Source organism: Streptomyces polyasparticus, from assembly GCF_014493765.1.
Taxonomy (GTDB): domain Bacteria; phylum Actinomycetota; class Actinomycetes; order Streptomycetales; family Streptomycetaceae; genus Streptomyces; species Streptomyces polyasparticus.
Genome location: NZ_JACTVJ010000009.1, coordinates 1 through 19,388, shown reverse-complemented (window position 1 = coordinate 19,388; position 19,388 = coordinate 1). Strand labels below are relative to the sequence as shown.

18 protein-coding genes are annotated in these 19,388 nt (G+C 72.0%); 7 read left to right on the top strand and 11 right to left on the bottom strand.

All coding sequences use genetic code 11. From position 1 onward, the window contains the following. Window positions 1-176 precede the first annotated feature (176 nt). The 8 genes from H9Y04_RS19370 to H9Y04_RS19340 form a co-directional block, all read right to left on the bottom strand. Window positions 177-1,556: a YcaO-like family protein gene (locus H9Y04_RS19370; RefSeq protein ID WP_187815196.1), complete on the bottom strand. Its 1,380-nt coding sequence runs from the start codon at window positions 1,554-1,556 to the stop codon at window positions 177-179. Next, on the bottom strand, window positions 1,553-3,034 hold the full coding sequence (locus H9Y04_RS19365; RefSeq protein WP_187815195.1) for a CocE/NonD family hydrolase: 1,482 nt from the start codon (window positions 3,032-3,034) through the stop codon (window positions 1,553-1,555). The genes H9Y04_RS19370 and H9Y04_RS19365 overlap by 4 nt, the downstream gene beginning before the upstream one ends. Further along, window positions 3,031-3,939 (bottom strand): hypothetical protein, encoded by a 909-nt coding sequence (locus H9Y04_RS19360; protein WP_187815194.1) that lies wholly within the window; start codon window positions 3,937-3,939, stop codon window positions 3,031-3,033. The genes H9Y04_RS19365 and H9Y04_RS19360 overlap by 4 nt, the downstream gene beginning before the upstream one ends. Window positions 3,940-4,042: 103 nt before the next feature. Further along, window positions 4,043-4,156 (bottom strand): streptamidine family RiPP, encoded by a 114-nt coding sequence (amiA, locus tag H9Y04_RS47520; RefSeq protein ID WP_268980490.1) that lies wholly within the window; start codon window positions 4,154-4,156, stop codon window positions 4,043-4,045. Between the two features lie 73 nt (window positions 4,157-4,229). Continuing rightward, a complete protein-coding gene (locus H9Y04_RS19355) occupies window positions 4,230-5,033 on the bottom strand; it encodes an ABC transporter ATP-binding protein (protein WP_438818119.1) in 804 nt (267 codons plus the stop codon). A gap of 47 nt (window positions 5,034-5,080) precedes the next feature. Further along, window positions 5,081-6,088, bottom strand: a complete 1,008-nt coding sequence (locus H9Y04_RS19350) for a FecCD family ABC transporter permease (RefSeq protein WP_187815201.1) — start codon at window positions 6,086-6,088, stop codon at window positions 5,081-5,083. A gap of 11 nt (window positions 6,089-6,099) precedes the next feature. Further along, window positions 6,100-7,047 (bottom strand): FecCD family ABC transporter permease, encoded by a 948-nt coding sequence (locus H9Y04_RS19345; RefSeq protein ID WP_214661391.1) that lies wholly within the window; start codon window positions 7,045-7,047, stop codon window positions 6,100-6,102. Between the two features lie 68 nt (window positions 7,048-7,115). Continuing rightward, complete coding sequence (locus tag H9Y04_RS19340; protein WP_187815199.1) at window positions 7,116-8,099, bottom strand: ABC transporter substrate-binding protein; 984 nt, start codon at window positions 8,097-8,099, stop codon at window positions 7,116-7,118. Between the two features lie 145 nt (window positions 8,100-8,244). Between H9Y04_RS19340 and H9Y04_RS19335 the strand changes: the two genes are divergently transcribed. Beyond that, window positions 8,245-9,441 carry a hypothetical protein gene (locus H9Y04_RS19335; RefSeq protein WP_187815193.1) on the top strand — a complete coding sequence of 399 codons (1,197 nt, stop codon included), beginning with the start codon at window positions 8,245-8,247 and terminating at the stop codon, window positions 9,439-9,441. Between the two features lie 26 nt (window positions 9,442-9,467). On the opposite strand, the gene H9Y04_RS19330 is transcribed toward H9Y04_RS19335, so the two are convergent. Next, window positions 9,468-10,145, bottom strand: a complete 678-nt coding sequence (locus H9Y04_RS19330; protein ID WP_187815192.1) for a cytidylate kinase family protein — start codon at window positions 10,143-10,145, stop codon at window positions 9,468-9,470. A gap of 192 nt (window positions 10,146-10,337) precedes the next feature. On the opposite strand from H9Y04_RS19330, the gene H9Y04_RS19325 reads away from it, so the two are divergent. After that, the gene (locus H9Y04_RS19325) at window positions 10,338-11,036 is read left to right on the top strand and encodes a hypothetical protein (protein WP_187815191.1); all 699 of its coding nucleotides are present in this window, start codon (window positions 10,338-10,340) and stop codon (window positions 11,034-11,036) included. Between the two features lie 41 nt (window positions 11,037-11,077). On the opposite strand, the gene H9Y04_RS19320 is transcribed toward H9Y04_RS19325, so the two are convergent. Both H9Y04_RS19320 and H9Y04_RS19315 read right to left on the bottom strand, forming a co-directional pair. After that, window positions 11,078-12,097 (bottom strand): LacI family DNA-binding transcriptional regulator, encoded by a 1,020-nt coding sequence (locus tag H9Y04_RS19320; RefSeq protein ID WP_187815190.1) that lies wholly within the window; start codon window positions 12,095-12,097, stop codon window positions 11,078-11,080. A gap of 97 nt (window positions 12,098-12,194) precedes the next feature. Continuing rightward, window positions 12,195-12,515 carry an L-rhamnose mutarotase gene (locus H9Y04_RS19315; RefSeq protein WP_187815189.1) on the bottom strand — a complete coding sequence of 107 codons (321 nt, stop codon included), beginning with the start codon at window positions 12,513-12,515 and terminating at the stop codon, window positions 12,195-12,197. Between the two features lie 269 nt (window positions 12,516-12,784). Between H9Y04_RS19315 and rhaI the strand changes: the two genes are divergently transcribed. From rhaI to H9Y04_RS19290, 5 genes are all read left to right on the top strand, one after another. Further along, complete coding sequence (rhaI, locus tag H9Y04_RS19310; RefSeq protein WP_187815188.1) at window positions 12,785-13,945, top strand: L-rhamnose isomerase; 1,161 nt, start codon at window positions 12,785-12,787, stop codon at window positions 13,943-13,945. A 90-nt stretch (window positions 13,946-14,035) separates the two neighbouring features. Further along, complete coding sequence (locus H9Y04_RS19305; RefSeq protein ID WP_187815187.1) at window positions 14,036-16,081, top strand: bifunctional aldolase/short-chain dehydrogenase; 2,046 nt, start codon at window positions 14,036-14,038, stop codon at window positions 16,079-16,081. A gap of 190 nt (window positions 16,082-16,271) precedes the next feature. Beyond that, window positions 16,272-17,663: a rhamnulokinase gene (locus H9Y04_RS19300; protein ID WP_187815198.1), complete on the top strand. Its 1,392-nt coding sequence runs from the start codon at window positions 16,272-16,274 to the stop codon at window positions 17,661-17,663. A 5-nt stretch (window positions 17,664-17,668) separates the two neighbouring features. Further along, window positions 17,669-18,424 carry a (Fe-S)-binding protein gene (locus H9Y04_RS19295; RefSeq protein WP_187815197.1) on the top strand — a complete coding sequence of 252 codons (756 nt, stop codon included), beginning with the start codon at window positions 17,669-17,671 and terminating at the stop codon, window positions 18,422-18,424. Next, window positions 18,421-19,388: LUD domain-containing protein (locus tag H9Y04_RS19290; RefSeq protein WP_187815186.1), on the top strand; the 968-nt coding region annotated here is incomplete at its 3' end. The genes H9Y04_RS19295 and H9Y04_RS19290, both read left to right, overlap by 4 nt.

Here is a 19,388-nt window from a genome sequence, read left to right as displayed (position 1 = left end):
AGAGCCGGCGACGGCTGGGACCGGATTCGAAGAGCCGGCGACGGCTGGGACCGGATTCGAAGAGCCGGCGACGGCCGAGACGGGATCCGCCGAGCCCGCGAGGTGGGCGCGGCGGTCCGGGGCCGCGCCGGGAACCACGGCGCGGGCGGTAGCGGCAACGGGTTCCACGAGGCGCCTCACATGTGCGGCGGAGGGGCCAGCGTGAAGTCCGCCGGCGCACCGGGCGCGGTCAGGCGCCAGCCGCGCGCCAGTGCGGCGTCGGCCAGGCGCGGACAGCCGAAGTACCCGAAAGCAGCAGGGGCGTTGGGTATCAGACCGGAGACGAGGACACGCGCCACCCGCAGGGACGTCTCGGCCACATCCTCCGTCGTCAGGTCGAAGGCCATGACCCGATGCCCGCCCGCTCGCAGCGCACGCTCGAACCGCTCCCGGCTCCCGCGCGTCACGGCGTCGAGGGGCACGGTCCCAAGTGCCGGCTCGGTGAACCGCCTGGACTCGGCGGCCATCCGGGGGTCGAGCCAGACCTGCACATGGGCTCCCAAGTCCCGCACGTGCTCGAACTGTTCACCGCACGCGTCGAGATAGCACCGGTCCTCGCGATGGTCGAGGTAGAGCCCCTTCGCGAGCAGTCCCGCGTCCACGGCCTGGAACACCCAGCCGTCGGGCCCGGTGAGGCCCTGCGTGAAGACCCAGGTGTGCACGGCTTCCAGTACGGCCTTACGGGCGGCCTCGGCCGGGTCGTACTTGCAGGCGAACCCTGCCGCGTACAGATCGAGCCTCGGGTCGTGCACGAGCGCCGCCATGCACGGGGCGAACTCGGAGGGCATCTCGGTGAGCCATACCTTCAGTCCGCAGCCGTCGAGGTCCTCGGCGAGGCCTGGCACGGTGGCCGGGTCGATGCCGCGCGCCGGGCCGTCGAGATGCCACCACACCTCCAATGCGTCGCGTTCGGCGATCTCCAGGAGGGCCCGCTCGACGGCGTCGTCGAATCCCTGGCCGGTGGCGATGCCCGCATAGTTGAGGTGATGGGTGCGGGGCAGCGAACGCAGCTCGCCCTGGCGCCAGTTGAGGTGGGTGAGCGCGACGGGCGCCCACACCTCGGTGCTCTCGCCGCCGGGCATCCGTTCGGCGCCGCGCGCCCACAGAGCCGGCGTGTCCTCGGTGAACGGGCGGTAGGGGAACTTCTCGCGGGCGTACTGCCAGTCCGCGTACGCGGGCAGGTCTCCGGGACCGTACAACCGCAGCCCCTTCTCGGCGAGTTCGGCGGCGGTGGCGCGCAGCGGCGCGTCCGGATGGCCGGGCGGCGGTACGCGGTTGCCGCAGTACCGTTCGACGCCCTCGGCGATGGCGGCGATACGGGCGGTCTCCGGGTCGCCGAACGCGGTGCCGAGCGAGACACGGTCGGCGGGCCAGAGGCCGAGCCTGCGGGCGTCGGCGATCTCGGCGGTCATGGCGGTGTAGCGGGGCGGTGCGCCCGCGGGGTGTTCGACGGGCTTGACCTTGCGGACGATGCCGCAGACGGGGTCCACGAGGGCTTCGAGCGGCAGCGTCGTCATCCGAGGATCTCCTGTGCCGGGGTGGTGGGTGCGGGACGTGCGGGCAGCACGGTCAGGCGCAGCACTGTGTGCCGCGGGTCGAGTGCGCGCCGTGAGGCTTCGAGCCGGGTGGCGGTGATCGGGTCTTCGCCGGTGTGCGGGTTGCGGGCGTGGGCCGGGAAATGGTGGCCGCAGATCTCCAGGCGCAGCCGTGTACCGGCTCGCAGCCGGCGCGCGAGTCCGCCGAGCGGGACCGCGAACTCGGCTTCTCGGCCCGGTGGTTCGGTGCGCCGGACGACGCCGAAGCCGATCCGTTCGGCGTGTCCGTCGGGCGTGAGGGTCACGAGCCGCGCGGCCCAGTCCGCGGACGGCGTATCGGCGGCACCCCGCAGCCGCACCTCGGCGGGCCCGAACACATCGAGCGGCCGGGGCAGGGGCGGCGTGACCAGGACACAGCGGTCCGGCTCGCCGTCCGCGGGAATGCTCAACTCGGCCGAGCTGACGGGACATTCGGGATCCGCGATGAACTCCGCGCCGTGCAGCAGGCGCAGGCTCGGCGCGTACGACGCACCCTGGGCATCGACCGCCAGCCACAGCGGGCTGCCGCCGAGCGCGAGGGCCCCGGCCCTGCCCGGCCTGAGCCGCCCGGCGAGAGCGGAGTGAGCCCACTCGGCATACAACTCACCGAGTTTCAGACGGTGTTGAACGTGGGCATCGGGCCCGGGAGCCGCGGTCAGCCCGTGCCCCCAAGGCCCCATCAGCAGCCGCGCCGACGGCCCTCCCCAGCGCCGCCACAGCTCTGCGGTGTCCTCGGCGAAATGATCGTGATGGCCGCCCACCGCAAGCAGCGGCATCCGCGCCCGTACGGCACGGTCGAGGAGCCGTCCGCGTTCGGTGCGGCGCCACAGCCCTGGCCAGGACGGCAGGTCACGCCCGAGCCGCTCCGGGAAGTCCAGAAGCGGCACACCGGCGAGCAGGCCGGGGCGCACCGACAGCGCCTTCTCCAGAGCCGCTTCGTCGGAGTCCGGACGGTCACCATGAGCCGCCCACCACCCGGCGCGGGTCAGGAGCCGTTCCACACCGGAGGGTTCGCGGGCGGTGTCGGCGCTCCCGAGGGCGGGCACGGCGGCGATGACGGCATCCGGACGCGCGTCCTCGGGCCCTTCGAGGGCGAGGGCCACGGCGCAGTGGGCCGCGTACGAGGAACCGCAGGCGACGAACCGCCCGTCGCTCCAGGGCCTGCGGCGGATCCAGCGCGCAATGCCGGCGCCGTCGGCGGCCTCGCCTTCGTACGGACGCCACTGCCCCGGGGACGCGTACCGGCCCCGTACATCCTGCGCGAGCGCGGCGAATCCACGGCGCGCCCAGCCGCGCAGCTCGGCCCGGTGCGCGCGCCGGTCGTACGGGGTGCGGATGAGGACGGCCGGGAACGGCCCTTCTCCATCCGGGAGTTGGACATCGGTGGCGAGCCCGCCGACCGTCACGGTGTACGGGCTCATCCGGCGGCCTCGGGCATCGGCGTGACGTCCGGGACCGGAAGCACGGGATGCTCGGTGACGGTCAGGGTGCGCAGGTCCACGCGGCGCAGGCGGCGCCGGGCCGGCAGTCCGCCGAAGTCGGGGCCGCCGGTGCCCCACCGGGTGAGGTCGTCGGCGAGCAGCGCGGCGAGCAGTCCCGCCTGCGGGGCGGTGAGCGGCGCGGGCTCCGCCGGTGTACGCGGACCGTTCCAGTAGGCGGCGAGTTCGCGGTGCGCGGGCGTGACGGCGAGGCGACGGGCCCTGACGTGCGATGACGTGACATCACCCGGGCGGGCCGCGAGCGGCTCGACGTAGGCCTGCCCGCCTTCGCGATGACAGCGAAGCCAGGCGATCCCGCGCTCGGGCAGCCGGTCGCCGGCCTCCCACAGCCGCGCGGGCGCGGGGCCCGTGGCGCACCAGACGACGGCGGCCGGGCGTTGCCCGTCGAGGTCCTTGAGGTGCTCGGGGCGGCCGGGCCTCGGGCGGGCTCCGGCAAGGTGCAGGTGGCGGGCCAAGGGGTCGGTCAGTACGGGGTCCCCGAGCAGCAGGATGTCACGGCGCCCGGGATGCCACACGGCGTCGCTCGGCGACGGCTCGACCGTATAGCCGGCGTCCGCGAACGCTTCGACGATCCGGTCGATTTCGGCGTCCGACGCGTCCGGAACTCCAGTCAGGTCTGGGGCGTCCGACGCGTCCGGAACTCCAGGCGAGTCCGGCGCGTCCGACACATCCCCCGCCGCGGCGCCCCCGAGCCGGGCAAGCAGCGCACCCGGGTCCGCGCCGCCCGTCTCGACCCTGAGGAACTCCCCGTCGGGTGTACGGACGGCCAGGCCGCGCCCCGGCACGGCGACGAGTTCGACACCGGGGGCGAGTTGGCGGTGCGGCACGGCGGTCCTCCTGTGGTGCGGGTTGGGCGGCGGGACGTGGCGAACGAGAGGCGGGCCCGTCCGGAGGCAACGGACGGGCCCGCCCGCGAGGGTCAGACCTCGGTCACTCCTCGTTGTCGTCGAAGGGGTTCTCGACGAGCGCGTTGGAGTGGGAAGCGGAGTCGTGGGCCAGCTGACCCGGGTCGGCGATCGGCGTGAAGACCTGCTCGTTGTTCATGAACACTCCTCGTTCGTCAGGGAGTTGAGGCGGTCGGGCGACCGCCGCGAGAGCAACTTATTGAATATGATTGTCATTTACTAGTGGGGAGAGGGTGATCTGGGTAACACACCGGCCAGCCGCCCTCGGGGTCCTGGCCGACCCGCCCGGAGACGCGCAGCACGTCCGCCAGAAACCCCGGCGTGACCACCTCTTTCGGCGCCCCGTCGGCGACCACGACGCCCTCCCGCAGCGCGACGATCCGCTCGGCGAAGCGGGCCGCGTGGGCAAGGTCGTGCAGCACCATCACCACGGTCAGGCCGCGTTCCTCGCGCAGCCTCACCACGGCTTGCAGCACGTCGAGTTGGTGGTGCAGATCGAGATACGTGGTGGGTTCGTCGAGCAGCAGGACACGGGTGTCCTGGGCGAGCGCCATGGCCAGGCGGACCCGCTGCCGTTCGCCGCCGGAGAGCGCGTCGACGGGCCGGTCGGCCCAGTCCGCCACACCCACGTCGACCAGGGCGCGGCGCACCACGGCGTCGTCGCCCTCGCGCAGCATGCCGAGCGGGCCACGGGCCGCGTACCGCCCTTGCCGTACGAGCTGGCGTACCGTCAAGCCGGGTACGGCCGGCGCGGATTGATGCAGGAGCGCCACCTGGCGGGCGGTGGCCCGCCGCGAGCGCCGGGCGAGGTCGTGCCCGCCGAGCAGCACCTGTCCGCGCTCGGGCCGCAGCAGTCCTGCGGCCAGTCTCAACAGCGTTGACTTTCCGCAGCCGTTGAGCCCGACCAGGGCGGTCAGCTCCCCCGGTTCCACGGCGAGGTCGACGCCGCGAAGGACGGGCCGGCTGGGGTATCCGAAGTGGACTCCTTCGATCTGGATGCCCACGGGTTCAGTCATCTGGTTTCCTTCGTGGATACTCCGCCCTTGCGCGCGGAGAGGGGCGCTCAGAAGATCTGCTCCGGTGACCGCCGTACGACGATCAGCAGGAGCAGCGCGCCCGCGCACGCGGTGAGCGCCCCGACGGGCACGGTGAGCCGTTCGGTGGCGAAGCCGAGCGCGAGGAGTCGTGAGGCCGCCTGCGCGGCGGCGTCCGCTCCGCACACCACGGCGGCTCCGATCAAGGCGGCTCCGGGCAGGGCCGCCCTCAGGTCCGCCCCGAAGACCGCCACCGCGAGGTGCGGGACGAGCAGCCCGACGAAGCCGAGCGCGCCCACCGAGGCGACGGCGCCCGCGGTCAGCGCCACCGCGCACAGCAGGGCGAAGGTGCGGGCCCGGCCGGTCGAGAGCCCTGCGGCGGCGGCCAGTTCGTCCCCGCAGCGCAGCAGGGTCAGCGGCCCGGCGAGAAGCCAGGCGACCACGCCCCAGGCGAGCGCCCAGGGCCACAGCAGATGCCAGTGTTCCCAGACGCGGCCCTCGGCAGAGCCCACGAGCCACTGGACGACGCTCCCCAGTTCGCCCGGCGCGACGAGCAGCACCATCGCGGTGAGCCCGCCGAGCACGGCCGATACGAGGACGCCCTGTACGGCGGTCTGTGCGGGATCCGCCCGGCCGCGTCCGGCGAGCAGCCACAGCAGTCCGGCCCCGGCGCAGCCTCCCGCGCACGCGGCGACGACCACGGCAAGGGGGGACTGCCAGCCCGCGAGCCCGAGGCCCGTGGCGGTGACCGCGCCCAGTACCGCGCCCGGGGTGACGCCCGTGACCTCGGGTCCCGCCAGGGGGTTGCGCAGCGCGGACTGCAGGACCAGACCGGCGACGCCCAGACAGGCGCCGGCGGCCAGGGCCACCAGGAGGCGGGGCAGCCGCAGTTGGAGCAGCACATGCCGCTGCATCGCGTCGCCCCCGCCGGCCAGGACATCCCCTACGACGGAGGGCGACATGGCCCGCCCGGACAGCAGCGCGGCGCATGCGGCCACGAGGACCAGCGCGACGAGCACGCCGAAACGCCACGTCATGCGTCGCGCGGTCATCGCACCCTCCTCATCAGGGCCACGCCGGCCGGGACGCCCAACAGCGCGGTCCATGCGCCCGCCGGTGTCTCCACCGGGGCGAGCGCGAGGCGGGCCGGCACATCGGCGACGGCCACGACGACCGCTCCCCAGGCCGCCGACCAGGGCAGCCAACCCACCGCATGTGCACGGGGGTTGAGCCGCCGCGCCAGGTGCGGTGCGAGGAAGCCGACCCATGCCACCGGCCCGCAGACGGCGGTCACGGGTGCGATCAGGACGACGGCGACGGCCAGCGCGGCGAACCGCGCCCGCCGCACCCGTACGCCCAAGGCCTCGGCGTCGTCGTCCCCCAGGCGCAGCACGGCAAGGACCGGAGCGCACAGGACGAGCGCCGGCAGGGCGACGACCAGCCAGGGCCACAGCCCGGTGACGTCCTCCCAGGTGCGCGCCGAGAGCGAGCCGAGCAAGTACCGGTAGATCAGCTGCAGATCGAGCTGATCGGCCATGACCATCAGGACGAGCAGCGCGGCCTGCAGCGCCGCGGCGACCGCGGCGCCGGTCAGGAGCACGGCCGACGGGCTGCGTCCGAGTCCCGCCGCGAGCAGCGTCAGGCCGCCGCCGAGCGCGGCGCCCGCGAGGGCGAGCAGGGGCTGGACCGCGGCCGGGATGGACACGGCGAGGATCAGCGGCGCCGCGACCCCGAGCGCCGCCCCCGAGGACACCCCCAGCATCTCGGGGACGGCGAGCGGATTGCGCAGCGCCTCCTGCAGGACGAGGCCGGAGGCCCCCAGGCACGCCCCGGCGACCAGCGCCAACGCCAGGCGTGGGATGCGGAGTTCGGTGACGACCACCTGGGTGATCTCGTCACCGCCGAACAGGCGGTGCACGGGAACGTACGGTGTGCCGAGGCACAGCGCGCACCAGGCCGCCACGACGAGGAGCACTCCGATGGCGAGCGGCTGCAGCCGGGCCCTGCGGCGGGGCACCTCCTTCGGGGTGGCCGCCTCCTGGTCGGATACCGCGGTCACCGTGCTCACTTCAGCGCGGCCACGGCCTCGTCGAGGACGATGCCGAGCGAGCGGGTGCCGCGCCCCTTCGCCCAGATCTCCGAGTTGACCTCGTGCACATCGCCGTTCTTGACGGCCGGAATCTTCCCCCAGAGCGGGTTCTTCGCCAGCTTCTCGGATAGCTTGCCGTCGGAGTCGCCGAAGCTCATGGTCTCGACGAAGAGCACGTCCACGTCCTGCGCGAGGATCTCCTCGAGGCTGTAACTGCCGTCCACGCCACGGGACTTCCAGGGGTAGTGCGCCAGCTTCGGGAAGAGTCCGGCGGCCACGTCGGTGCCCGGGGTCGCGACGCCGAAGTTCTCGTCGCTGCCGTAGACGATGAGCGCGGTCTTGTCGCTCTTGGCCCGTTCGGCCTCGGCCAGCTTGGTCCGGAACGCCTTCTCGGCCTTCTCGCCTTCCGTCGTACGGCCGGTCAGCGCGGCGACATTGCGCAGGTAGCCCACGCTGTCCTCCCACTTCTCGGGCTGCACGGGCCAGAAGGTGGTGGCGCCCTTCAGGGCGGGCGCGAGCTTGCCGTGGGTGTCCTCCAGGCCGATCACGAGGTCGGGCTTGTGCGACAGGATCGCCTCGACCTCGGGGGCGATGAAGCCGCCGGGGATGACGGCGGCCTGCTTCGCCTTGCCCTTGCCCAGGAAGCCGGGCTGGGCGAGGAGTTCGTTGTTGGTCGCGGTCGGGACGATGCCCAGCTCGGTCAGGATGTCGTCGCAGAGCGCGACCAGGCACACGATCCGCTCCGGCTTCTCGTCCAGGGCGACCGTGACGCCGGCGGCGTCCGTCAACTTCCGTGTCTCCTTGATGGGTTCGACCGTGACGTCGGTCCTCGCCCCGGCGGTGGTCGCCTCACTGTCGCTGTCGGTTTCGGCGGCGCTGCCGCCGCAGCCCACCAGGACGGACCCCAGGATCACCGCGGCGATCCCGCATCGGACGGCTCTCATGGTCGAGCGCGGCATCGATGCCCCCCACTTTCTGTTCATCTCGTTGCTTCTCTCGGTGCGGAACGCGCTGACCATACATGATAATCATTTTCATAAACCAGAGGGGGCGCCCGGCCCACGTGAGGCGCCACCCCCACCCCACGCGCCCACGGAGGCCGCCATGACCACCGACCCGCTCCTCCTCGTCTCCGACCACATGGCGGGCCACGTCCATCTCGTGACGGTGCCCGACGGCGCCGAGGCCGGTTGCCTGACACGACGTCATCTCTCGGAGCACGCGGGCTTCTTGGCCCTGCCCCACGGCCGCGTGGCCTGCGTCGACGACCGGCGTGGCGAGCTCCTCGTCCTCGATCCGTACGGTCCCGAGCTGGTCGAGTCCGCCGTCCCGGTGGCGGTGCCTGCCGAGCATCTGGCCGCGGATCCGAGCGGCCGGTGGGTGGCGGTGACGACGGGGCTGGGAAAGAACACCGACCCTTGGTCGGACCTGCTGACCGTCGTGGACCTGGCCACGGGCGACGCCGCTCGCGTACGGACCCGCAGGGGCGAGCCGGGCGTCACGGTGCTCGGCCCGGACGAGCCGCTGGTCGTCCTTCGCCACCGGGAGCCTGGCGCCCTCGCCGTCCACCGGCTCACCGAACTGCTCGACGCACCGCCCGGCTGCCCGCCGGTCACGCCGCACAGGACGCTCGACCTGCCGGACGACGGTCACGGTGACGCCCAAGACCCCCTGCACAGCGCGGTGTTCGCGGCCACCGGCGAAGGAGTGCACCGCGCGATACGCAGCGGCGACCGCCTCACCGCGCAGCCCCTGATCCCGTGGGGCGCCCCCGCACGCGGCTGGTATCTCCGCTTCGACGCACGACGCCGCGCACTCTGGTCGACCCTGCGGAGCGGCTCGGCGGATCCGCTGCACTGGCCGGAGTGGACCAACCAGGCATGGCGTCACGAACTGGACACGGCGTCCACGACCTTGACCGACCTCGGCCCCGGGCTGGTCTTCCGTCTGGCCCTCGCACGCGACCACGCCGCGTTCGCCCGTATCCACCCCGACGGCGACGAACTGATCACGCTGGCCGGCGACGGAACGGTCCGCCGCACTCCCCTGCCCGCGATGGACGGCGCACCGCGCCGGGGCGCCACCCCCTGGGAGGGCGTCCAGCGCCGCGCGGTGGCCGCGTCACCGGGCGCGCACTGGGTGGCCGTCACCCGCGGCGGCCACGGCGAGGTCCATCTCGTCGACGCCCGCACGGGCGAGGAGCCCACCCGCCTGAAGCTGGACACCCCGCTGCACCACGGCGGCCACGCCCTCCTGCTGGCTCCGTCCGACGGTGCGGACGGGGATCCGGTGGGGCGGTGAGCGCCGACTGCCGGCGGGGCATGAGGTCAGCGCGACCGGACCTCCCAAGTCGGCTGCTGGGGCTCGGCGTTGTGCACGACGAAGTCGGCGTGGTCGGCCGGGCGGGCGGTGGCGGCGTAGAGCTGCTGGGAGGGGATGTAGCGGTCGCGCCAGGATCGTTCGATCTCGGTGGTGAAGCCGGCCACGGCTGCGTCCCGTTTCAGGGCGCGGTCCACCGTCTGCTCCAAGGGCACGGATACGAAGATTCTCAGGTCCCACCGGTCGACGAGTTCCGGGCGCAGGAGGAAGACGCCGTCGAATCGCAGCACGGCGTCTTCGGGTGCGGTCGTGGGCGGCGGCGTCAGCGGGGCGTCGGTATCTCTGTCGTACAGGGAGTCCTGGAACCTCCGGTGGCCGCCCGGGCCGAGGGGATCGAGCAGGACCCGGCACAGCGCGGCGCGGTCGTGGGCGTCGAAGTAGCAGCCTTCGGCCGAGTACCGGCCGCGACGGTAGCGCTGCGCGCGCGGGACGAGGAAGTCGTCGACGCTCGCGCGGATGACATGACGGCCCCGCGCGCGCAGGACGACGGCGAGTTCATCGGCCGGCGTGGTCTTGCCGGCGGCGGGCGGCCCGTCGACGGCGACCCGCAGCGGGTGCGCGGCCCTGACCGCGCAGATCGCGGCGGCGAGCCGGTCGATGAGCTCACTGCGGGTGCCTCGGTCCATGGATACCTCTCTCAGGGCCAGTTGGCAGCCCACGTCGGGCTGCAGGCCGCCGGTTGTCCGGGATCGCGAGCGGCCCGAGCGTACGGCACATGGGCGACCGCTCCGAAGGCGTCAGGGAACCGACAGCTCGGGCGTGCTCGTGTCCATGTGCGGACGGCTCGTCAACGGGGCACGGGGTCGCCGGGAGAACACATGCAGATCATCGAAGTGACAGGGCATGCCGTCCGATCCGCCGTGATCACGATGCGTCAGCCGGGGACGCCGCTGGAATTCGTGATCTTCCCGATGGTGCATGTGGCCTCGCCGGGCTTCTACCGGCAGGTCCGCAGCAGGCTCGCCGCGTGCGAGCTCATCGTCATGGAGGGAGTCCGGGGCAGGTCGGCCGGCGTGAGCGCCCTCACGCTCGCGTACCGGTTCGCACCGCGGCGCCGGCGCAACGGCCTGCAGCTTCAGTCCACAGAGGAGCTGCTTCCGCCGGGGGTTCCGGTCATCAACCCGGATGTGACCGCCGCAGAGGCGATGGCCGACCTGAAGGCGCTGCCCCGCACGACGTATCTGCCGCTCATGGTCGCGGCCCCGGTGCTCGGCCTGGTGTTCGCGCTGCGCGGTCCACGTGCCTTCCTCGACGAGGAGATGGCGGTCGAGGATCTGCCGTCCACGTTCCAGGCGGAGCAGTTGGCCGACAACCCGATCCTCGATGCGCTGTCGGACCGGCGCGACGAACTGCTCCTCGAAGCACTCGGCAAGATCCACAGCGAGCGCTCCGCGGAACCGATCCGCGTCGCCGTCGTCTACGGCGCAGGCCACGTCCCGGCCATAACGAAGGGCCTGCACCGCCACGGCTACCGACCGCGCGAGGCGGAATGGCTGACCGTGCTCGTGCCCGCCTGACGCGCGTACACCGTGCTCGTCGATCAGGGCGAGTACGTCGTTCAGCGCCGCTGGAGGCTGGACCCGCGGGCCACGAGCTCCGGCTGCAGCACGATCTGGCGGTGCTCGTGCTCCCCGTCCTCCGCGTCGGTCTCCTCGATGAGGAGCTGCGCGGCGAGCTCGCCCACGGTAACGGCCGGCTGCCGTACAGAGGTCAGGGGTACGGCGGCGGCCGCCGCGAAGTCGATGTCGTCGTAGCCGACGATCGCCACGTCCTGCGGGACCCGGACACCCGCGGCGAACAGGGCCTGCAGCACTCCGAGGGCGAGCAGGTCGTTGGCGCAGAACACGGCGGTGGGCCGGTCGGCCAGGCCGAGGAGGCGGGCGCCCGCGTCGCGGCCCGCGGCCACGTCCAGGCGCTCGGTGGGCAGTTCGCGCAGGACGTCCGGGGGCAGACCGGCATCCGCGAGCGCCTTGAGCGCGCCGGTCCGGCGGTCGGCGACCTGCTGCAGTCCGGGCGGTCCGCCCACGTACGCGACGGAGCGGTGGCCCTGCTCGATCAAGTGCCGCATCGCCAGGGCGCCGCCCACGACGGCGTCGACCGACACCGAGCACTCCTCGACGCCGTCGGCCACCCGGTCCACCAGGACGAACGGCGTGCCGTGCCGGCGCAGGGTCGCGATGGTGCGGCCGGTGGTGTCGGCCGGAGTGACCAGAACCCCTCGCACGCGCTGTTCGGCGAAGAGCGAAAGGTACTCGGCCTCCTGCTGGGTGCTCTGCGCGGTGTTGCACACCATGACGCCGAGTCCGGCGTCCCGTGCGGCGCGCTCGGCGCCGCGCGCGATGTCCACGAAGAACGGGTTGGCCATGTCCAGGACGAGCAGTCCCATGATCCGGCTGCGGCCGGCCCGCAGCTGGCGGGCGGATTCGCTGCGTACGTAGCCGAGCCGCTCGATGACCTCGCGTACCCGGTTACGGGTCTCGGCCGACACCGCGTCCGGGCGGTTGATCACGTTGGACACCGTGCCCACGGACACTCCCGCCTCGCGGGCGATGTCCTTGATGCCCACGGCCTTGGCCATCGCGGGGAACCTCCTGGTGGATCGATCGGCGGGAGCAGCACAGAGTATCTCCGCGCTGTTTCCCGGCGGTGTCGCCACCGTCCGGGAACAGCGGGGATCACGCGAGGTGGAAGACCTCGGTGAGCGGAGTCATCGCCTCGTCGGGACGGGTCCCGTCGAGGGCTTCGAAGAACGGCGCCATCTCGGCCTGCCAGCGCGCGTTCACCTCGGTGGCCTCCATCGCGGCCCGTGCCGCGGCGAAGTCCTCCGTCTCCAGATAGCCGACGAGCAGCCCGTCCTCGCGCAGGAAGAGCGAGTAGTTGCGCCACCCGGTGTCCGAGAGTGCCTGCAGCATCTCCGGCCATACGGCGGCGTGCCGCTCGCGGTACTCGGCAAGCCGCTCCTGGCGGACCTTCAAGAGAAAACAGACGCGCTGCATGGATTACGCTCCCTCGCCGAGCATCATGAAAGGTTTCATTCGAATTGCCGGGAGGTTAGGCAGCGCCAGGCGCTGCCGTCAATGACTTCCGGGCCCGGGCGCCGGCGGCTGCGGACCTTCGCGTACCGATGCCGATCTGGGATGGCGGCCGCTCAATTCCGGCCTGCAGCAAGGGGTTGACAGCACCATGGCTGCTTCCTAGCCTGCGCATGAATCGTTTCAGCCGGTCGTCGGCCACGACGGACCGCATCCATGACGTAGGAGCACTGGTGACCGAGCTCGGCGCAGTCAGGGCAGCCCTCAAGGCGCAGCGGATCGAGACGCCGTCCTGGGCGTACGGAAACTCCGGGACGCGCTTCAAGGTGTTCGCGCAGGCGGGGGTGCCGCGCACGCCGTACGAGAAGCTGGACGACGCAGCCCAGGTGCACCGGTTCACCGGCGTGGCGCCGAGCGTGGCGCTGCACATCCCGTGGGACAAGGTCGAGGACTACGCGGGCCTCGCGAAGTACGCCGAGGAGCGGGGCATCACGCTCGGGACGATCAACGCGAATGTGTTCCAGGACGACGACTACAAGCTGGGCTCGGTCACCAACCCCGATCCGGCCGTCCGCAAGAAGGCGCTGCAGCATCTCCTCGAGTGCGTGGACATCATGGACGCCACGGGCTCGCGGGATCTGAAGCTGTGGTTCTCCGACGGCACCAACTACCCCGGCCAGGACGACATCCACGCCCGCCAGGACCGCCTCGCCGAAGCCCTGCACACCGTCTACGAACGGCTCGGCGACCACCAAAGGATGCTGCTCGAATACAAGCTGTTCGAGCCGTCCTTCTACACGATGGACGTCCCGGACTGGGGCACCGCGTACGCCCACTGCCTGGAGCTGGGCGAGAAGGCCCAGGTCGTCGTCGACACCGGCCACCACGCCCCCGGCACCAACATCGAATTCATCGTCGCGCTGCTGCTGCGGGCCGGAAAGCTCGGCGGCTTCGACTTCAACTCCCGCTTCTACGCCGACGACGACCTCATGGCCGGCGCCGCCGACCCCTTCCAGCTCTTCCGCATCATGTACGAAGTCGTCCGCGGCGGCGGGTTCACCGACGACGTCGCCTTCATGCTCGACCAGTGCCACAACATCGAAGCCAAGATCCCCGCGATCATCCGCTCCGTCATGAACGTCCAGGAAGCCACCGCCAAGGCCCTGCTCGTCGACGCCGAAGCCCTGGCCGCCGCTCAGCACGACGGAGACGTCCTCGCCGCGAACGCCGTCCTGATGGACGCCTACAACACAGACGTCCGCCCCCTGCTCGCCGACGTACGCCAGGAACTCGGCCTCACCGCCGACCCGATCGCCGCCTACAAGGGCTCCGGCTGGGCCGAGCGGATCGTCGCCGAGCGCGTCGGCGGTGAGCAGGCCGGCTGGGGCGCCTGATCCCCGCATCGCCCTCAGTATCACCGCCAACTGGGCATGAGCCCTTCGGACTTCCGTTCCTTCAGCTCCTTCGACTCGCGAGGACCTTCCATGTCACATCCCCTGCACCCCGAAGCGGAGGCGCTGCTCGCGCGCTCGCACCGCCTCGGCGCCGATCCGCGCAACACCAACTACGCCGGGGGCAACGCGTCCGCCAAGGGCAGCGTGGCCGACCCGGTGACCGGTGACGACGTCGAGCTGATGTGGGTGAAGGGCTCGGGCGGTGACCTCGGCACCCTCAAGGCGGAAGGTCTGGCCGTGCTGCGTCTGGACCGGATGCGGGCGCTCACCCAGGTCTATCCGGGGGTGGAGCGCGAGGACGAGATGGTGGCTGCGTTCGACTACTGCCTGCACGGCAAGGGCGGCGCCGCCCCCTCCATCGACACCGCGATGCACGGTCTCGTCGAGGCCGCGCACGTCGACCATCTGCACCCCGACTCCGGTATCGCCCTTGCCTGTTCGGCGGACGGCGAGAAGCTGACCGCCGACTGCTTCGGCGACTCGGTGGTGTGGGTGCCGTGGCGGCGGCCCGGTTTCCAGCTCGGTCTGGACATCGCCGCGGTCAAGGAGGCCAACCCGCAGGCGATCGGCTGCATCCTGGGCGGGCACGGCATCACCGCGTGGGGCGACACGGCCGAGGAGTGCGAGCGGAACTCGCTGCACATCATCCGTGCCGCCGAGGCCTTCCTCGCGGAGCGTGGCAAGGCGGAGCCGTTCGGATCGGCGCTCGACGGATACGGGCCGCTGCCCCGGGCCGAGCGCCGGGCGCGGGCCGCCGCGCTCGCCCCGTACATCCGCGCGCTCGCCTCACAGGACCGCCCGCAGGTCGGCCACTTCACCGACACCGAGCCCGTCCTCGACTTCCTGGCCCGCGCCGAACACCCGCGCCTGGCCGCGCTCGGCACGTCCTGCCCGGACCACTTCCTCCGTACGAAGGTCCGTCCGCTCGTCCTCGACCTGCCGCCGACCGCCGAACTGGACGTCGCCGTCGCCCGGTTGAAGGAGCTGCACTCCGCGTACCGCGAGGACTACCGCGCCTATTACGAGCAGTACGCGGACGAGAACTCGCCCGCCATGCGCGGCGCCGATCCGGCGATCGTGCTCGTGCCCGGGGTGGGCATGTTCAGCTTCGGCAAGGACAAGCAGACCGCTCGGGTGGCCGGCGAGTTCTATGTCAACGCCATCAATGTGATGCGCGGGGCCGAAGCCGTGTCCGCGTACTCCCCCATCGAGGAGTCCGAGAAGTTCCGTATCGAGTACTGGGAGCTGGAGGAGGCCAAGCTGCGCCGGATGCCGGCGCCGAAGCCGCTCGCCACCCGGGTCGCGCTCGTGACCGGCGCCGGGTCGGGGATCGGCAAGGCGATCGCGCACCGGCTCGCCGCCGAGGGCGCGTGTGTGGTCGTCGCGGACCTGAACGCCGAGAACGCGCAGGCGGTCGCCGAGGAGATCGGCGGCCCGGACAAGGCGGTCGCCGTCACGGTCGACGTGACCAGCGAGGAGCAGATCGCTGCCGCGTTCGCCGAGGCCGCGCTGGCCTTCGGCGGGGTGGATCTGGTGGTCAACAACGCCGGTATCTCGATCTCGAAGCCGCTGCTCGAAACGACGGCGCGCGACTGGGATCTGCAGCACGACATCATGGCCCGCGGCTCCTTCCTGGTCTCCCGCGAGGCCGCCCGGGCCATGCAGGCGCAGGGCCTGGGCGGCGACATCGTCTACATTGCGTCCAAGAACGCCGTCTTCGCCGGCCCCAACAACATCGCCTACTCCGCGACCAAGGCCGACCAGGCGCACCAGGTCCGTCTCCTCGCCGCCGAGCTGGGCGAGCACGGGATCCGGGTCAACGGGGTCAACCCCGATGGTGTGGTGCGCGGTTCGGGCATCTTCGCGGGCGGCTGGGGTGCCCAGCGCGCCGCCGTGTACGGGGTGGAGGAGGAGAAGCTGGGCGAGTTCTACGCGCAGCGCACCCTCCTCAAGCGCGAGGTGCTGCCGGAACATGTGGCGAACGCGGTCTTCGCCCTGACCGGCGGCGATCTCAGCCACACCACCGGGCTGCACATCCCGGTGGACGCCGGGGTCGCGGCCGCGTTCCTGCGCTGACGACCGCTGATATCCACCGTGTGGCGCTGACGATCGCCGCCCTCCACCAGGTGGCGCTGACGATCGCCATTCGGTGCCGGGCGGCCCGTCCGCCCGGCACCTCCCACCCACCCCGGCCGAGGACCCTGTGCCCACATCCCACTCCGCCCCCTTCGCCGCCGTCGATCTGGGCGCGTCCAGCGGACGCGTCATGGCCGGCCGCGTCGGCACCGCCGAGCTGACGCTCGACGAAGTGCACCGCTTTCCCAACCGGCCGGTCCGCACCGGCGGCACGCTGCACTGGGACATCCTCGGCCTGTACCGGGGTGTGCTCGACGGGCTGCGGGCCTGCGGCCCCGTGGCGTCGGTGGGGGTGGACTCCTGGGCCGTGGACTACGGGCTGCTCGACGCCGACGGACGGCTGCTCGGCAACCCGGTGCACTACCGCGACGACCGTACGTCCGGCATGGCCGAGCAGGCGGCGACGAAGCTCGCACCGAGCGCCCTGTATGCGGCCACCGGGCTGCAGACGCTGCCGTTCAACACCGTCTACCAGCTGATGGCCGCCCAGGGCACCGCGGCGCTCGGCGCCGCACGCCGGCTGCTCCTGATACCCGACCTGATCGCGTACTGGCTGACCGGCGAGGCCGGCACGGAACTCACCAACGCCTCCACCACCCAGCTCCTCGATCCCCGTACGGGAACGTGGTCCCGCGACGTCGCCGACGCACTCGGCATCGACCTGTCCCTCTTCCCGCCGCTGCGCCGCCCCGGCGACCCGGCAGGTCTGCTGCTGCCCGAGGTCCTGGCCGAGACGGGGCTCGAAGGGGACATCCCCGTCACGGCGGTGGGCTCGCACGACACCGCCTCGGCTGTCGTCGGCGTTCCCGCGCGCGAGGGCGAGTCCTTCGCGTACATCTGCACCGGCACCTGGTCGCTCGTCGGCCTGGAACTGGACGCGCCCGTCCTCACCGAGGACAGCCGTCGCGCCAACTTCACCAATGAGCTCGGCATCGACGGCACCGTGCGCTACCTGCGCAATGTCATGGGCCTGTGGCTGCTCCAGGAGTGCCTGCGGGACTGGGGCGAGCCCGGCCTGGGCCCGCTGCTGCGCGCAGCGGCTCAACTGCCGGGCCTGCGCTCGGTGGTGGACGCCGGCGACGCCGCGTTCATCGCCCCGGGCCGCATGCCGGACCGTATCGCCGAGGCCTGCCGCGCAACGGGACAGCCCGTACCCGAGTCCCGCGCGGCCACCCTCCGCTGCATCCTCGACTCCCTCGCCCTGGCGCACCGCCGCACCGTCCGGGACGCGCAGCGGCTCTCCGGACGCTCCGTGGACGTGGTCCACATCGTCGGCGGCGGCGCCCGCAACGCCCTCCTGTGCCAACTCACGGCCGATGCTCTCGGGTTGCCGGTGGTCGCGGGTCCCGCCGAGGCGGCCGCACTCGGCAACACCTTGGTCCAGGCCCGCGCCCACGGACTGATCGGCGACCGTGAGCAGATGCGCCATCTCCTGTGCACCACACAGGAGTTGACGACGTACGAGCCGTCCGGCGACCTTACGGCCTGGGACCTGGCCGCCGCACGGATCGGGGCGGCGTGAGCGCGATGCGTGCGGCTCTCTTCCTGACCTGCGTCAACGACACGCTCTATCCGGGCACGGGACGCGCGGTCGTCAAGCTGCTCAGCAGGCTCGGAGTGGACGTCGACTTCCCACTCGGGCAGACCTGTTGCGGGCAGCCTCACTACAACACCGGCTACCGCCACCAGGCGGAACCGCTCGCCCGCCGCTACGCCGAGGTCTTCGCCGGATACGACGCGATCGTGACCCCGTCGGGTTCGTGCGGCGCGATGGTGCGCGAGCTGTATCCGCGGATGGGCGAACGGGCTCGCGCCGAGGGTCGCGGCGGCTCGCTCGCCGACACTCTGGCACCGGTCGTGCCGAAGACGTACGAGCTCACCGAGTTCCTGGTCGACGTCCTGGGCGTCACGGACGTCGGCGCGTACTACCCGCACAAGGTGACGTACCACCCCACCTGCCACGGGCTGCGCAGTCTGGGGCTGGGCGGCCGCCCCTATCAACTCCTGCGAGCGGTCGAGGGACTTGAGCTGGTGGAGCTGCCGGGCGCGGAGGAGTGCTGCGGCTTCGGCGGCACGTTCGCCGTGAAGAACGCGGCCGTGTCGGCGGCCATGGGAGCGGACAAGGTGAGCAACGCGGCGGCGACCGGCGCCGGCGTTCTGTGCGCGGCGGACAACTCCTGCCTGATGCACATCGGGGGCACGATGGCCCGGCTGCACACCGGCATTCGACCGGTCCATCTCGCCGAGATCCTCGCGAGCACCAAGGAGGACCCCGCACGATGAGCGGCACATTCGTCGGCATGCCGGCCTTTCCCGAGTCCGCCGCCCTGTCCACGCAGGACCAGCAGCTGCGCGGCAATCTGCGGCACGCCACGCACACCATCCGCGACAAGCGGGCCCGCGCGGTCACCGAACTGGCCGACTGGGCTGAACTGCGCGAGGCCGGCAAGCAGATCAAGGACCACACGCTGCGTCATCTCGACGCCTACCTCGTGCAGTTGGAGGCCGCCGTCACCGCGGCGGGCGGCACCGTGCACTGGGCGGCGGATGCGGACGAGGCAAACCGCATCGTCACGGACCTCGTGCGCGCCACGGGTGAGCGTGAGGTCGTCAAGGTCAAGTCGATGGCCACCCAGGAGATCGGCCTCAACGAAGCCCTCGAAGAGGCCGGCATCCACGCGTACGAGACCGATCTCGCCGAGCTGATCGTGCAGCTCGGGCACGACCGGCCCTCGCACATCCTCGTCCCCGCGATCCACCGCAACCGCGGCGAGATCCGCGACATCTTCCAGAAGGAAATGGCCAGTTGGGGCCGCCCCGCACCGGACGGACTCAGTGACACGCCCGCGGAGCTGGCCGAGGCGGCGCGGCTGCATCTGCGGGAGAAGTTCCTGCGGGCGAAGGTCGGCATCTCGGGTGCGAACTTCATGGTGGCGGAGACCGGAACGCTCGTGGTCGTGGAGTCGGAGGGCAACGGCCGTATGTGCCTGACGCTCCCCGAGACGCTGATCTCAGTGGTCGGGATCGAAAAGGTCGTCCCGACCTGGCGCGATCTGGAGGTCTTTCTGCAGACCCTCCCCCGCTCCTCGACCGCCGAGCGCATGAACCCGTACACGACCATGTGGACCGGCACCACCGACCGCGACGGACCCCAGACCTTCCACCTGGTGCTGCTCGACAACGGCCGCACCGACACCCTCGCCGACGAGGTCGGCCGCCAGGCGTTGCGCTGCATCCGCTGCTCGGC